The organism is Iodobacter fluviatilis (genome assembly GCF_004194535.1).
GTDB lineage: Bacteria > Pseudomonadota > Gammaproteobacteria > Burkholderiales > Chitinibacteraceae > Iodobacter > Iodobacter fluviatilis_A.
This window is the reverse complement of record NZ_CP025781.1, coordinates 3075495-3091146: the sequence shown is the minus strand read 5'-3', so window position 1 is coordinate 3091146 and position 15652 is coordinate 3075495. Positions and strand designations below refer to the sequence as shown.

General features: G+C 46.6%; 14 protein-coding genes. 7 read left to right on the top strand and 7 right to left on the bottom strand.

Going from position 1 to position 15652, the window contains the following annotated elements; translation table 11 throughout:
* Positions 1 to 58: 58 nt before the first annotated feature.
* The 4 genes from C1H71_RS13720 to C1H71_RS13705 form a co-directional block, all read right to left on the bottom strand.
* Positions 59 to 1186 carry a MalY/PatB family protein gene (locus tag C1H71_RS13720; protein WP_130107051.1) on the bottom strand — a complete coding sequence of 376 codons (1128 nt, stop codon included), beginning with the start codon at positions 1184 to 1186 and terminating at the stop codon, positions 59 to 61.
* 94 nt (positions 1187 to 1280) lie between these two features.
* The gene (locus C1H71_RS13715) at positions 1281 to 2426 is read right to left on the bottom strand and encodes a trans-sulfuration enzyme family protein (RefSeq protein ID WP_130107050.1); all 1146 of its coding nucleotides are present in this window, start codon (positions 2424 to 2426) and stop codon (positions 1281 to 1283) included.
* A 151-nt stretch (positions 2427 to 2577) separates the two neighbouring features.
* Positions 2578 to 3957, bottom strand: coding sequence for a pyridoxal-phosphate dependent enzyme (locus C1H71_RS13710; RefSeq protein ID WP_130107049.1), 1380 nt, complete (start codon positions 3955 to 3957; stop codon positions 2578 to 2580).
* 60 nt (positions 3958 to 4017) lie between these two features.
* Positions 4018 to 4164 carry a 2-oxoglutarate and iron-dependent oxygenase domain-containing protein gene (locus C1H71_RS13705; protein WP_188053286.1) on the bottom strand — a complete coding sequence of 49 codons (147 nt, stop codon included), beginning with the start codon at positions 4162 to 4164 and terminating at the stop codon, positions 4018 to 4020.
* Positions 4165 to 4891: 727 nt separating this feature from the next.
* Here C1H71_RS13705 and C1H71_RS13700 point away from each other — a divergent pair.
* The 5 genes from C1H71_RS13700 to C1H71_RS13680 all read left to right on the top strand — a co-directional run bounded on the left by C1H71_RS13700 (position 4892) and on the right by C1H71_RS13680 (position 9530).
* The gene (locus C1H71_RS13700) at positions 4892 to 5599 is read left to right on the top strand and encodes a substrate-binding periplasmic protein (RefSeq protein WP_130107048.1); all 708 of its coding nucleotides are present in this window, start codon (positions 4892 to 4894) and stop codon (positions 5597 to 5599) included.
* A 373-nt stretch (positions 5600 to 5972) separates the two neighbouring features.
* Positions 5973 to 6749 carry a transporter substrate-binding domain-containing protein gene (locus C1H71_RS13695; protein WP_130107047.1) on the top strand — a complete coding sequence of 259 codons (777 nt, stop codon included), beginning with the start codon at positions 5973 to 5975 and terminating at the stop codon, positions 6747 to 6749.
* A gap of 284 nt (positions 6750 to 7033) precedes the next feature.
* Positions 7034 to 7702: an amino acid ABC transporter permease gene (locus C1H71_RS13690; protein ID WP_130107046.1), complete on the top strand. Its 669-nt coding sequence runs from the start codon at positions 7034 to 7036 to the stop codon at positions 7700 to 7702.
* Positions 7703 to 7791: 89 nt separating this feature from the next.
* Positions 7792 to 8802, top strand: coding sequence for a M14 family zinc carboxypeptidase (locus tag C1H71_RS13685; RefSeq protein WP_130107045.1), 1011 nt, complete (start codon positions 7792 to 7794; stop codon positions 8800 to 8802).
* A complete protein-coding gene (locus tag C1H71_RS13680; RefSeq protein ID WP_130107044.1) occupies positions 8799 to 9530 on the top strand; it encodes an alpha/beta fold hydrolase in 732 nt (243 codons plus the stop codon). The genes C1H71_RS13685 and C1H71_RS13680 overlap by 4 nt, the downstream gene beginning before the upstream one ends.
* Here the strand turns inward: C1H71_RS13680 and C1H71_RS13675 are convergent.
* The 3 genes from C1H71_RS13675 to C1H71_RS13665 form a co-directional block, all read right to left on the bottom strand.
* Positions 9513 to 10238: a lysophospholipid acyltransferase family protein gene (locus C1H71_RS13675; protein ID WP_130107043.1), complete on the bottom strand. Its 726-nt coding sequence runs from the start codon at positions 10236 to 10238 to the stop codon at positions 9513 to 9515. The genes C1H71_RS13680 and C1H71_RS13675 overlap by 18 nt on opposite strands.
* A gap of 190 nt (positions 10239 to 10428) precedes the next feature.
* A complete protein-coding gene (locus C1H71_RS13670) occupies positions 10429 to 11091 on the bottom strand; it encodes an OmpA family protein (protein WP_262488294.1) in 663 nt (220 codons plus the stop codon).
* A gap of 229 nt (positions 11092 to 11320) precedes the next feature.
* Complete coding sequence (locus C1H71_RS13665) at positions 11321 to 12943, bottom strand: NAD(P)/FAD-dependent oxidoreductase (protein WP_130107042.1); 1623 nt, start codon at positions 12941 to 12943, stop codon at positions 11321 to 11323.
* A gap of 308 nt (positions 12944 to 13251) precedes the next feature.
* Between C1H71_RS13665 and C1H71_RS13660 the strand changes: the two genes are divergently transcribed.
* Together C1H71_RS13660 and C1H71_RS13655 are read left to right on the top strand one after the other, a co-directional pair.
* Complete coding sequence (locus C1H71_RS13660) at positions 13252 to 13551, top strand: hypothetical protein (protein ID WP_130107041.1); 300 nt, start codon at positions 13252 to 13254, stop codon at positions 13549 to 13551.
* A 67-nt stretch (positions 13552 to 13618) separates the two neighbouring features.
* Entirely contained in the window at positions 13619 to 15604 is a 1986-nt protein-coding gene (locus C1H71_RS13655; RefSeq protein ID WP_130107040.1) for a bifunctional 2',3'-cyclic-nucleotide 2'-phosphodiesterase/3'-nucleotidase, read from the top strand.
* Positions 15605 to 15652 lie beyond the last annotated feature (48 nt).

Here is a 15652-nt window from a genome sequence, read left to right as displayed (position 1 = left end):
TATCATCATTCTGCTCAGCAGAGTGAGCAAGGCCCTGTACCTTGCCCACCTCGTACTGCTAGCGCAGCGATTCGATCCGCTTTAGAGCGACTTTCAGTGTCACACTTGGGCAGCCGAAGTTTAGCCTGACAAAGCCTGGTAAGCCAAAATCTCGCCCATCCGATAGCCCCACACCCAACTGTTCAAAAAACGGCAGCGGGTTGATAGGATCGAGCGCCCTTGCGTCTATCCACGCCAAGTACGTGGCTTCTGGCAAAGTAATTTTTAGGCGGGTTGATCCGGCAAACCAATCAAGCAGAATATCGCGGTTCTGCCGCAGAGTGGTAATCAACTCTGCATGCCATACGCCATCATCACGGTAGGCGGCTTCTGCCGCAGTAAAAGCCAGCAGGTTGACTGAAGGCACAATCCCCGCCATTTGCTTACAGAAATTTGCACGCAATGTTGGGTCTGGAATCACCGCCAGCGAGCAGCCAAGCCCTGCGATATTCCATGCTTTAGAAGGGGCAAGCAGTGTAATGGTTTGCGCAGCAAAGCTGGCATCCACGGCTGCCAGTGGCTGATGCTGCACGCCTTCTTGCAGCAGTAAATCGCAATGAATTTCATCTGAACAAATAATCAGCTGATGGCGACGGGCGATGGCAATCAGCTGGATTAGCTCCTGCTGATTCCAAGCACGCCCAACCGGATTATGCGGATGGCAAAGCAGCAGCAGCTTGGTTTTAGGCGTGATTGCCGCTTCTAAGGCAGCAAAATCCCATTCCCAGTGATGATCTACTTGCTGCAGCGGCACGGCCAGCAAGCTGCGGCCTGATAAGCCTGGTGCACGTAAAAACGGCGGGTAGATCGGCGTGGCAGTCAGCACCTCATCCCCCGCCTCGCCCACCGTGCGGCAAGCCAGATTTAAACCCTGCACCAGCCCCGGCAACCAAACGATCCAGCTGGCATCAATTTGCCAGCCATAATGCTGAGCCGCGTAGCTTTGCACCGCCTCTACCAAGCTATCCGGTGCATCGGTATAACCAAACACCCCATGCGCCACCCGCTCCTGCAGCGCAGTAATAATGGATTCCGGGCTAGCAAAATCCATATCCGCCACCCACATCGGCAAAATATCTTGGCCAGCGTATTTATTCCATTTCTGGCTAGAGGTGGCACTGCGATCGACGGGAGTCTGGAAATCCATAGTAAATCCTTTTACAAAATAGTAAGCAAAGGATAACGGTTTAAGGGGGCACTTAATAGCTACAGATCAGCATATACAACTCAATACATCTCGTTTACACCGCCAGCGCCTGCTCCAAATCAGCGATTAAATCTTCAATCCCTTCAATCCCAACTGAAAGACGAATCAGATTATCGCTGATGCCTAATTTAAGGCGGCGCTCTGGTGGCACGGAGGCGTGGGTCATCCGCACAGGCTGGCTGATCAGGCTTTCCACCCCGCCAAGGCTTTCGGCCAAGGTAAACAGCTTGGTGTGAGTAAGCACTTGATGCACCGCTGCGTCATCGCCCTTTAGGTAAAACGACACCACACCGCCACCGCCTGACATTTGTTTTTTTGCCAAGGCATATTGTGGGTGGCTTTCTAAATAAGGGTATAAAACGCGCTCTACCCGTGGATGCTGCTCCAGCCAATTAGCAACAGCCAAGGCATTTTGATTATGGCGCTGCATACGAATTGCCAAAGTGCGAATCCCACGCAGCGCTAAAAAGCTTTGAAATGGATCGAGCACCGCACCAATGGCATTTTGCAAAAAGCCTAATTGCTCAGCCAGCTCAGCGTTATCCCCCACCACCACCGCTCCGGCGATCACATCGGAATGGCCATTTAAATATTTAGTTGCCGAGTGCAGTACGATATCCACGCCATGCTCTAACGGGCGCTGCAAAGCGGGCGAGGCAAAGGTATTATCAGCCACAGTAAGCACACCTACTTCACGGGCAATCGCCACAATCCCGCTTAAATCACTGAGGCGATTCAATGGATTAGAAGGTGTTTCGATCCAGATCATTTTGGTTTCTGGCTGAATGGCCGCACGTAGCGCGTCTAAATCGCCGGTTGGCACATAAGTCACCGTTAAGCCTGCGGTGCGCAGCTTTACTTTCTCAAATAAGCGACCACTACCACCGTATAAATCATCCACCGCCACCAAATGGCTATTCACCGGGAGTAGCTCCAGCACGGTCGCAATGGCAGCCATTCCAGAGGCAAAAGCATAGCCACGTGTACCGCCTTCTAGCGCGGCAATCGCCACCTCAAAAGCATCACGCGTCGGATTAGATGAGCGCGAATACTCATACTGATCCGGCTGGCCGGGGGATGGCTGGCGGAAAGTAGAAGAGGCATAAATTGGGGTATTAATTGCACCCAGTGGATCGCGGTGCAGGCCGCTGGTTACGGCTAGGGTTTCAAATGAACTCATAATGACACTCCAAATTATATTTGTGGTGAAGCTGAAGGTTTGATGCCCTGTATGCAAAAAAGTCACAAGGAACCTCAGCGATGAGTAAGAATACGAAAGATATTTAACGCACGGGCTCATATCACCATTTATTTGCTTAACGCGAATGCACCTAAGCCCCCGCCCCACTCACAAATTTTTTACGCCAGAAGGCCAGTAAATCACTCTGGGTAATGAGGCCGTAAAAGCATGTTTTATCAGCGATAACGGCTATTTTTTCGTCATTGAAAACTTGCAGTAAATCTCTGACTGATGCATCTGGCACTAAGGTGGTGACTTGGCTAGTCATGGCGGCCCGCACCGGCATAGCAAATTGCTGCGGCTCGCCGTGCACAGACAAGAGTAAATCCCACTCGTCGATAATACCGACAATTTCACCGTTTTCCAGCACCGGCAATTGCGATACATCGTTGCTGCGCATGCGCTGCCAAGCTTGAGAAAGTGGCTCGTCTGGATCAGCAATCAGCGTGGCTCCACTGGCGTGCGGGCGGCCAATGAGATCAGCCAGATTACCCGTTTTAGCGTTTTCTATCATGCCTTGATCGATCATCCAGTGATCGTTATACATTTTGCTTAAATATTTATTACCGCTGTCGCCAATAAAGGTCACCACGCGTTTGGGCGTGGTCTGCTCGCGGCAATAACGTAGTGCAGCGGCCAGCAGCGTGCCGGACGATGCACCGGCAAACAGGCCTTCAGCCAGCAGTAGCGCGCGGCCAGTTTCAAAGCTTTCTTTATCGCTGATGCGGTAGCTACGTTTAATTGAACTACCGTCAAACTGCGGCGGTACAAAGTCTTCTCCTATGCCCTCAACCAGCCAGCTGCCTGCGCTGCCAAAAGCGCCGGTTTCTACATAATCCGCCAGAATCGATCCCACTGGGTCGGCCAGTACAAACTCGGTTTGCGGAGAAACGCGGGCAAAAAAGCGTGATAAGCCAGTGAGTGTGCCGCTTGAGCCTACACCCACCACCACCGCATCCACTTTTTCCTCCAACTGACGCCAGATTTCCGGCCCCGTGGTTTTTTCATGCGCGGCAGGGTTTGCCGGATTACTAAATTGATCAATATAAAAAGCGCTCGGAATCGATTGCGCCACGCGACGCGCTTTATCTTGGTAATAGTCAGGATGCCCCTTGCTCACATCGGAGCGAGTCAGAATCACTTCCGCACCTAAAGCTTGCAGATTCAGCACTTTTTCACGGCTCATTTTGTCCGGAACAATCAGCACGGTGCGATAGCCCTTACGGCCCGCCACCAGTGCCAGCCCAAGGCCGGTATTGCCAGCAGTGGCTTCAACAATGGTACCGCCAGGCTTTAACTGCCCGCTTTGCTCGGCGGCTTCAATCATTGAAAGTGCAACGCGATCTTTAATTGACCCTCCGAGATTTTGGTTTTCCAGCTTTACAAATAAGCGACAGAGGCCCGTATCAAGCTGGGTAATTTCTACCAATGGCGTATTACCGATCAAAGATAAAATAGATGCTGAGGTCATTTATTAAACTCTTCTGTAGTTTTAATACCGGCTGACAAACAAAAAACTGACTTGCTAAGGTCAGCATGTCCTGCTGATAACGCTCACCGATGCCATGACCACGCAAATAAAAAAACCGTAATCCCGCGCGGCATAGCGCAGATCACGCAAGAATTCATCACGATTTTCACTTTCAAACAGGGATAAATCTAAAATGGGCAAGCTCATTTAAACACCTCAATCACCTTGTAAACACGGCAGGCTCCACATTGCAGCGTCAACAAGAGATGAGAAAAAAAGGATGTTTAAACATACAGGCCCCTATCAATCTAACGATTATTTTAAAAATTTTTTTAGAACAGTTTGATCTAAAAAGGCCAGCTTATCCGCTTTTTATATTATTTGGCTATAAAAAATTACTTTAATAGTATTTTTTATACTTTTCAGACACAGAGGATGACCACTTGCCAGAAAGGGCCACAGCCCCCTACTGCGAGGGAAAGCAAGTAACCAGCGAAGGAACGCTGTAGGGTTCAGCCAAGCAAGCGCAATAAAACCCTACTTTCAACGAACAGATAAGCCCCATAAAACGATCTGCTTAGCTTGCCTGCTGCGTTGTACTTTACTAATTTACGGTCTAAAACAAGGGTAAGAGCCCCCTAGCAGCCTGTCGGACTTAGACGGTCGAAGCGAAAAATCGCATGGTCGAGACCAGATTTTGCCGGATTTGCAGCGCCAATAACGAGTTATTGGTCAAAAATCTGGTGAAATATAGGCCGATCAGGTGATTTTGCAGCTGACTGATGCTAAGCCCGGCAAGCTGCTAGCCTCAGCAACTCAATCACAAAGCCAGCTAAGCAAATAGATATAGCTCCCTATGAAAAATCTTCCACGAATAGCGCTTGAACAGAGAGAAAGTGCGACTAATTAGTACTGGCTTTATTTGGAGTAGAAAATGAAATCAACGCTTTTGACTCTAATCATACTGAGCAGCCCAGCACAAGCACTGACCTTAACCACGGAGGACTACCCGCCGTTTAATATCGTGGATGCAAAAAGCCAGCAGGTTAGCGGCATCTCTACAGAGAAAGTAATTGAAGTGATGGCACGTGCCAAAGAAAGCTATACCATCACCGCCTATCCTTGGGTCAGGGCTTATCAATTAGCTCAAAAAGAGCGCGATACTTGCGTTTTTTCGACCACTCGCACTCCAGAGCGCGTAGCGCTATTTCAATGGGTAGGCCCTTTAGTCAAAAATAATTGGTATATCTTTGCCAAACAAGGTGATAATCGCGCGCCTAAAAATCTAGATGAATTAAAGCCTTATTCAATTGGCGCATATCACGGCGATGCAATCGCTGAATATTTACTTAAGAATGGCTTTAAAGTTGATCTTGCAAAAGCAGATGAAGACAACCCACAAAAACTATTAAAGAATCGTTTTGATTTTTGGGCTACGGGTGAACTCCTTGGCTTAGCTATTTTAAAAAGGAAAAACTTATCAGATAAGATATCGCCCATTCTTTTATTTAACCAAACAGAATTGTATCTGGCTTGTAATCTAAACGTAGATAAAAAAAAGATAGATATTTACAATAAAATTTTGCAAAGCATGGATAAAGATGGAAGCAACTTAGCCATAGAAAATAAATATAGAAAATAAAGCACTAGCAGCCTGTCGGACTTAGACGGTCGAAGCGAAAAATCGCATGGTCGAGACCAGATTTTGCCGGATTTGCAACGCCAATAACGAGTTATTGGTCAAAAATCTGTTGAAATATGGGCCGATCAGGTGATTTTGCAACTGACTGATGCTAAGTCCAACAGGCTGCTAGAGTCTGTTGATGTTTCCTTCGCAATTGCGGTGAGCTGGGAAACGTCAACCGACCCTAGCAACAACGCCCCAAGCCCCCCTCGCTACTCATCTTTAGGCATAATTACCATGTCATTGCCTAATAAAATTTCTGTTCAGCACCGCGCAACTATGCGAATATTGCATTTGAAAACATCCACTTAGATTAAAAAGGAATATGTAAATGCGCAAATTCTTACTTGCTGCAGCTCTATTGGGTTTTACAATTCACGCTAGTGCCACTGATTTACTCGATACGATTAAACAACGTGGCACACTAAAAATTGCGGTTGAAGGCACTTACCCCCCTTTTAACTTCAAAGAAAACAATGTGTTAACAGGATTTGAAGTTGAGCTAGCTAAAGCTTTAGCGCAAAAAATTGGGGTAAAAGCGGAGTTTAGTACCAGCGAGTGGAGCGCCATGCTGGCAGGCCTACAGGCGGGTAAGTACGATATTGTAATTAACCAAGTAGGTATTACTGATAAACGTAAAGAAACTTTTGATTTTTCTGAGCCTTATACACTATCTAGCCCGCAACTGATTGTGCGCAACAATGACACACGCGTATTCAAAAGTTTAGAAGATTTAAAAGGTAAAAAACTGGGCTTGGGCCAAGGCACTAACTATGCCGATATCGCCAAGGCTGTAGGAGGAATCGACGTTAAGACTTATCCAGGCTCCCAAGAATATCTGCAAGATTTAGCGCTTAGCCGTATTGATGCAGCGCTGAACGATAGCTTGCTTATCCCTTATATTGTTAAGAAAACTAAATTGCCACTGAAAGCTGGTGCTCCGCTGGGCGATATCGAGAAATCAGGGATTCCTTTTGTAAAAGGCAATCCTAAATTTAAGGCATCCTTAAACAAAGCCTTAGCTGATCTACAAGCAGAGGGTAGTTTCGCCAAAATATCTAAAAAATGGTTTGATCGCGATGTGAGCAAAGCCCCTACTGCACAATAAATGGCCTACGAAATACATGAAAAAATGCAATTTCCCAACTGTTCGTATTTTTGGTGTATTTCGTGGACTAAAAATGGTTATATATAGGGTCTGTTGACGTTTCATTCGCCATTGCGCTGAGCCGGAAAACGGCCAGGCACAAAGCATGTGACGAAGGCAATAACGGGTTATTGTCGAGGAGCATAACGCAGTGAATGAAACGTCAACAGATCCTAATATCAACGAGTAAAGGTAAGATTTACGCCCCCTGTTATAAAGGGGGTTTTTATTTTTGGAGTAACGGAATGGATTTGCCCAGTTTAATACAGCTACTTAAAGACGCCTTCCCGATTTTGCTGCACGGCGCAGGCTATACGCTCTTTTTAGCGGTTGCTTCCATGTTTGGCGGCTTGCTGATCGCTATCTTGGTGGTTTTAATCCGGTTAAGTAAAATCCCCGTACTATCACAAATTTGCGCTGTTTATGTTAGCTGCATTCGTGGCACCCCCCTATTAGTGCAATTATTTGTGATTTATTTTGGTCTGCCCAGCATCGGCATCCAATTTGAGCCGCTCACCGCGGGTGTTTTAGCCCTCAGCTTAAATGTGGGTGGATATTTATCTGAAACGCTGCGTGGCTCTATCAATGGCATAACCCAAGGACAATGGGATGCAGGTAAAAGCTTGGGCCTAACAAATAGTCAAACCCTGCGTTACGTCGTTGCCCCACAGGCTTTACGCCTAGCAGTGCCTAGCCTATCAAATAGCCTGATTAGCCTAATTAAAGACACCTCGCTGGTATCAGTGATTTCAGTGAGCGAGCTTATGCTGGCCAGTAAGGAAGTGATTGCTACCACCTTTCAACCCTTCCCGCTTTATTTAATGGCCGCCGCTATTTACTGGGTATTAAGCGCATCTTTTGAATCCGTACAACGCAAGCTAGAAGTAAAGCTAAACCAAATGTATATTAGGTAAGTTGCAAGGCAACAGAATATAAATAAGCCATCCAGCATCCGCCGCTGCTTACGATAAAAGCACCTTGATCTCACTTACCTGAGTAAATCATGCTGCAATTACCAGAACTGATTGAACTGGAAGACATCATCCTACAAGCGGGTGACGCTATCCGTTTGCAGCAGCATGGAGAGGTCAAATACGCAGCCAGCCGCTTTCCCCTCTATAGCATCAGCATGGGCAGTCAACGCGCAGATGCACCGGTACTGGGATTTTTTGGCGGAGTACATGGTTTAGAGCGTATTGGCAGCCAAATTGTGCTGGCTTTTCTTCGCTCCTTATTAGTCAGGCAGAGCTGGGATAGTAGCCTGCAGCATAAATTAAAAAACATACGGCTGGTGTTTATGCCGCTCATCAACCCAATTGGTATTGCCCGAGGCACACGGAGCAATGGCTATGGGGTAGATTTAATGCGCAATGCGCCCATTGAATCAGCAGAAAAAACATCTTTTTTAGTAGGGGGGCATAGAATTAGCCCACATCTGCCTTGGTATCGAGGTGAATTAAACTCAAGCATGGAATTAGAAAACCAAGCACTTTGCAGTGTAGTTAAATCCCAATTACTCAATAGCCCATTTAGCATTGCCCTAGATTGCCATTCTGGCTTTGGCCTAAGAGATAGACTGTGGTTTCCCTATGCTCATACCCGCACACCTTTCCCTAATTTAGCCGAAGTCTATGCGCTTAAAGCCCTATTTGACCAAAGCTACCCGCAGCACCCCTATGTGATAGAACCACAGGCTTTACAGTATTGTACCCACGGCGATATTTGGGATTATTTATATACAGAAAATAGTAGCAGTGGTCAGCTTTTTTTACCCCTCACTTTAGAATTAGGCTCTTGGCTATGGGTTAAAAAAAACCCACGCCAGTTAATGTCATTATTAGGTTTATTTAACCCCATTGTGCCACATCGCCAGCAAAGAGTATTACGTAGCCATTTACTATTGTTTGAATTTTTATTGCGTGCAGTTCACGATCACAGCAAATGGTTACCCAAAACCAATCACTATCTAAACTGTAAACAAGAAGCCGAAGCGCTTTGGTACGGTATCGTATGAAAACATGGGTACTATTACGCGGGCTAATGCGCGAATCTCGGCATTGGGGTGATTTTATTGTAAAAGCACAAACCGCTTGGCCAAATGATAAAATAATGACCCTTGATTGGCCTGGTAATGGCGTATTGCATCAGCAAAATAGCTTAAGCCATATTGAAGAAATGGTAGCGCATATCCGGCAAAGCCTAGCGACACACCCTGGGCCCTATCATGTATTAGCCATTTCATTAGGCGCTATGGCAGCGGTAGCATGGGCTAAGGCATATCCAGCAGAAATCAGTGCCTGCATTCTTATTAATACCAGCTTAAGGCCAATTAATCCTTTTTATCAGCGACTCAGGCCGCAAAGCTATCTAGCTTTACTGCGATTATTCATCAGTAGGCCTGAAAATAAAGAGCGTATTATTTTGCAATTAACCAGCCAAACTCGGCCTCAGGCCGCTTTAGCAGCTTGGGTGGTAATGCAACGCCAATACCCGATTAGCCACCTAAATATCCTACGCCAATTGCTAGCCGCAATACGCTATAAGGCCAGCCAACCCCAAGTGCCGATTTTGCTATTATCTGGTGGAGCAGATCAATTAGTGAGCCCCGCTTGCTCACAAACACTTGCCAATAAATGGCAAGTACCCTGCTTAGTTCACACTCAGGCAGGCCACGATTTACCATTAGACGATGCTGATTGGGTACTGCGGGCGATTGCGCAGTATTTAAGCTCGCACCATTAATTGCTGATCTAACTCTTCAATGCACGCCAGCATTTGATTACGGCATTGCTCGATTAAAGCAGGTAAATCTTCCTGCGTTAAACCAGCGGTTGAGATAGGCTCTAGCGAGCGCATCAGTACATCCGTAGCATGCCAATTATTGAGCTGCATATGCTTGCTATAAGTGCTCACACAGACTGGTAAAATAGGCACTCCCGCATTAATTGCCATCTGAAATGCGCCTTTTTTAAAAGGCAATAAACCACGGCCTTTATTCCGTGTTCCCTCAACAAACACCCAAATTGACGTGTCTTTATGTTGTAAAGTATCCGTTGTGGCCAGCATGGCTTTTTTAGCCCGCTGCGCATTGCCTCTATCGATAAGCACATTGCCCGAGAGCCAAAATAATTGACCAAAAAATGGAATCCATTTCAGGCTTTTTTTACCAATGGTGACGGTGCGTGCAGGCACAGCACCACCAAAAACAAATAAATCATAATTAGATTGATGATTAGCCACAATGACACAGGAACGTTGATGCTCTAGTAGGCCTTTGATCTCAGGCTTAACCTTAAAGCCAAGAATACGCATGGCAGGCAGCGAGTAAAGACGGCCACAGAGGCGGCTATTATCAGGATTAAATGGGCGGCAAAGGCCAACCAGAATGCCAATCATGCCAGCAACAATAAAGTGTACCGACATCAACAGCATTCGAAGCAAATAAAGCATAAAAGCGCCCATGACAATAAAGGGCAGAAGTGTACGGATCTATCCGCTATTTCACAATTAAAGTTGCTAAATAGCCGCTTAAACGATGTGAATTAGATAAATAACTGCATGTAGCAGCGCTATTTCTTACGCCATTCATGAAATTATCATGGTAAATAGTAAGGGCGCGATAAATTGCGCCCCAATGTAATTAAGCAGAAACCGGTACAATGCGTAATTCTACGCGGCGATTTAAGCTACGACCCGCTTCAGTTTCATTGCTGGCTCGAGGCTCTGCTTTACCACGACCTGATGCATCAAGACGTACTGAATTAACATGACGACTAACAAAGTAATCCGATACCGATTGAGCACGGCGCTCTGATACGCTTTGATTTACCGCTACGCTACCGGTGTTATCGGTATGGCCAACGATAGAAATAGATGTTTTGCCATATTGATTCACAATTTTGGCAATTTTATCTAACGTTGGGGTATAGCCCGCTTTTAATACCGATGAATTGGTATCAAAACCAGTATTAGAAGTCATGCTTACCAATAATGATTGATCGGCCATTTTTTGCACGGTGATATCGCCACGCTGAATTTCAGCCGCTAATTGCTGTTGGAAATCCTTGGTTTGCTTATCCATATAATAACCAATTCCTCCCCCTGCCAAGCCACCGCCAATAGCGCCAATCAACGCACCTTTGCCACGATTATTATGATTGATTGCCGCCCCTGCAGCAGCACCACCAACCACGCCAATTAAAGCGCCTAACTCGGTTTTATTAAAATCTCGCTTTTCCCCCAAATCATTGGTGGCACACGCTGAAAGTAATAAGACTAAAATAAGTGGCAGAGTAATACGCACGATGATTCCTTTTGTTTTTTTGAAAGGCAAATATTTGACCTATCCGTATAACAAATACAGCCAATGCCAATTCAATATTTAATGAATATATCCTTGATTATAAACGCCTTAGGCATAATTTAAATCAAAAGAATTTGGGCATATTACCCAGTATGGGTGAGGAAGAACACAGCAAAGATGGGGATTAAACCACGCCCCACCCCATACCTACTAAAGAACAATAAAATACTTAATCAGCGACTTTTAATTCATGCAAAATACTTAAAGCCACCGCTTCAGCAATTTTAATCCCATCCACGCCTGCCGATAAAATTCCCCCCGCATAGCCAGCACCTTCACCTGCAGGGAATAAGCCCTTAGTATTGATACTTTGCAAGCTGTCGTTATCGCGTTTAATCCGCACTGGCGACGAGGTACGCGTTTCAACACCAGTAAACAGCGCATCGGCCATACCAAAGCCTTTGATCTGTTTATCAAAAGCAGGCATCGCTTCACGAATGGCGGTAATGGCGTATTCAGGCAGACAATCACTTAAATCAGTGAGATGTACACCCGGTGTATAAGAGGGCACGACCACACCAAACTCGGTAGAAGGCTTGCCTGCAAGGAAATCACCCAGCTTTTGAGCTGGCGCTTGGTAAGTGCTGCCTCCCACTTCAAAGGCTTTGCTTTCCCATTTACGTTGCAGCTCAATCCCTGCCAGAGGATGGCCGGGGAAATCAATCTCTGGCGTAATCCCCACCACAATCGCGGCGTTGGCATTACGCTCATTGCGTGAATACTGGCTCATACCATTGGTAACCACACGGCCCGGCTCAGATGCGGCAGCCACCACTGTGCCACCTGGGCACATACAGAAGCTATACACCGAGCGGCCATTGCTGGCGTGATGCACCAATTTATAATCCGCCGCACCCAATATCGGATGGCCTGCGCTTGGGCCAAAGCGTGCGCTATCAATCATGGTTTGCGGATGCTCTACTCGGAAACCCAGCGAAAACGGCTTAGCTTCCATATACACGCCCTGCTCAAATAATTTGTAGAACGTATCGCGCGCGCTATGGCCAATCGCCAGCACCACATGCTTGGATGGGATTTTTTCGCCATTGGCCAGCTCAACGCCTTCAACTTGACCGTTATTCAGAATCAGCTGCTCTACTTTGCTGGAGAAACGCACTTCGCCGCCCAACTCAATAATATTGGCGCGCATGCTTTCAACCATGCTGACTAAGCGAAACGTTCCGATATGGGGCTTGCTGACGTACATAATCTCGTCCGGTGCGCCCGCTTTTACAAACTCTTGCAATACTTTATGCCCAAGATGCTTAGGGTCTTTAATCTGGCTGTAAAGCTTGCCATCCGAAAACGTACCCGCGCCACCCTCACCATATTGCACATTTGATTCAGGATTTAACTCGCCCTTTCGCCACAAGCCCCACGTATCTTTGGTGCGCTCACGTACCGCCTTACCACGCTCAAGGATAATCGGCTTAAAGCCCATTTGCGCCAGCAATAGGCCAGCAAACAAACCACAAGGACCAGTGCCAATCACTACAGGGCGATCTGTAAGACCATCAGGAGCGCTAGCCACATATTGATATTCAATATTTGGGGTGAGCATAATATGGCGATCGCTACTTAAGCGCTTTAGCACCGTGGCTTCTTGCTTAACTTCAGCATCTAAGGAATAGATCAGCAAAATAGCTGCACGTTTACGCGCATCATAGCTGCGCTTAAAAATACTAAAGCGAATGAGATCACTGGCAGAAATAGCCAAGCGCTTCAATAGCGCCTGTTTTAATTCTTCTTCCGAATGATCCAGTGGTAGTTTTACTTCATTGATTCTTAACATTCTGTGCTTCCGAAATTCAAGGTGCGCAAATGGCACTGATTTACATATTTTATGCAGTACTAGGGTCTGTTGACGTTTCATTCACGGCTGCGTTTGGCCCAGTTTTGGGGCTGAACAAGGAGAAAATTGCGACATGGTACGAGTACCATCAGCGATTTTTAACGCCGTGCAGCCCCAAAAATGGGCTAAACCCGAAGGACTGGGCCGGAAAATGGCCATTCACTGCGTTATGCTCCTTGGAAATAACGCGTTATTGCCTTCGTCGCATGCCTTGTGCCTAGCCATTTTCCGGCTCAGCGCAATTGTGAATGAAACGTCAACAGACCCTACAAAACACCCACCATAAAATATGCAAACAAGCCCACTCCTCCAGTTCAACCCGCTATTTTGCCGGTTTTCTAGATAGCTTGCAGCACTATGGCATGGCAAATAAAGCCACCGAAGCTTTAAGCCGCCCAATACTTCGATATAAACAGGCCATATTTTCTAAACTCATTCCTCCAGCCAACACCAGCCGCGATTTGCCTGATCAAAGTAAAACACATACAGCAATAAACACAGCAATGTCCATTGCATTAAAAATTTCATCCCTTTGCAATACAACTTAAGTCTTACTGCAAATTGCTATCATCTATACTCGCCCTTTCATTAAAAATCAGAAAGAGAAGAGAAGAAATGCGCGTTTCACTATTAGCAAGTCTGATCAGCAGCACGCTGGTTTTAGCTGCATGTAATAACAGCGACGATACTCCTGCAGCAGGCACGAAACTTGATTTAGCCGTACTGCAAACCACCGACCTACACGCCAATGTGCTGAGCTACGATTACTACAAAACCACGGATGACACGACGCTTGGTTTTGAACGCACCGCCACCCTGATCGACACCGCACGTAAAGAAAACCCAAACAACCTGCTGGTTGATGATGGCGATACCATCCAAGGCACCTCGCTTTCTGATTTTCAGGCGCAAATCGAGCCAGTGAAGTGTGATAGCCAGCTGGCTATTCATAAAGTAATGAGCGCGATGAAATATGACGCGGGCAATATTGGGAACCATGAATTTAACTATGGCCTGAAATACCTTGGCCAAATTGCGGGCAACTCCATGAAAGCCGGCCCTGAAGCGGGGCAAAACTGTAAAGGCCCAGATTTCCCGCTGGTCACTTCCAACGTAAACAACGCTGGCGATAGCAAGCCTCTGTTTGCCCCTTACGTTATTCTGGATCGCACTTTTAAAAGCGCAGATGGTAAAGATGTCCAACTGAAAGTCGGCATCATCGGCTTTACCCCTCCCGGCATTATGGATTGGGACAAACGCAATCTGGAAGGTAAAGTCAGCGTATTAGGTATTGTGGACGCAGCAAAAAAATACGTTCCAGAAATGAAAGCCAAGGGCGCTGATATCGTAGTCGCACTGGCGCACAGCGGTATTTCTACTGCCGATTACAGCTCAAACATGGAAAACGCGGTGTACTACCTCGCCAAAGACGTGCCTGGCATTACCGCCATTGTTTCTGGGCACTCGCACAGCTTTTTCCCTGATGGCAAAAACTACGCTGGCATCAAGAATGTTGACAATGTAAAAGGCTTAGTCAATGGCGTGCCCACCGTGATGTCTGGTTTCTGGGGCAACACACTGGGCGTGCTGAAGTTGAATCTTGAATTTGATGGCAAAGTCTGGAAAACCAACGATTCAAAAGGCGAGTTGAAATCAGTGAGCACGAAGGATGCTGCTGGCGTAGCCACCGTCGTACCAGCAAAAGCCGAGATTGCTAAGCTGGTAGAAAAAGAGCACCAAGGCACAATCAAGTATGTCAATGCGGGGGTTGGCAAGAGCGAATACCGCATCAGCTCTTTCTTCACGCAAGTTGCACCTACTGCGGCGATGCGCCTGATTAACTTGGCTCAAACTGATTATGCAACTAAGTTTGTCAAAGCCAATTTACCGCAATATGCCTCGCTGCCGATTCTTTCTGCAGCCGCGCCGTTTAAGGTTAATTTCCGTGGCTCGGGCTTTACCGATATTGCGGCTGGCGATGTGGCGATCAAAAATATTGCTGACCTTTATCTTTATCCAAATACACTGCAAGCCGTAAAAATTAACGGCGCTACAGTCAAACTTTGGTTAGAAAAATCGGCAGAGCAATTCAATCAAATTGATCCAAGCAAAGTAGCAGATCAAAACCTGATTAACGATAAATTTCCATCGTATAACTTTGATCAAATCGACGGCATTACTTATGAAATCGATGTAACCAAAGAGAAGGGCAGCCGTATTGTTAATCTAAGCCTCAATGGCAAAGCAATCGATCTGAAAGCTGACTTTATCGTCGTCACCAATAACTACCGTGCTAGCGGTGGTGGCGGTTTTGCGGGCCTAGATGGTAGCCAAATTGTGATAGATAGCGGTGGCGATGCCAATCGCGACATCATCGTTAAATATGTAAAAGAGCAAAAAACGCTAACACTGGCCAAACAAGGCCCAGTAGCAAACTGGCGCTTTGCTAAGGTCAAAATAGCGGGCAAGGTGCTGTTTGAATCTTCAGCAGATACGAGCGCACTCAGCGTGGCAGCTCAAGAGAAAATCAGCAATATCGCCCTCGACTCCACCAAGGCGGACAAGAGTGCATCGGTATTTAGCATTGATCTAAGCAAGTAAGCATTTGTTGATGTTTTGTCTAAAAATCCTCAGGGCGCAAGCCTTGGG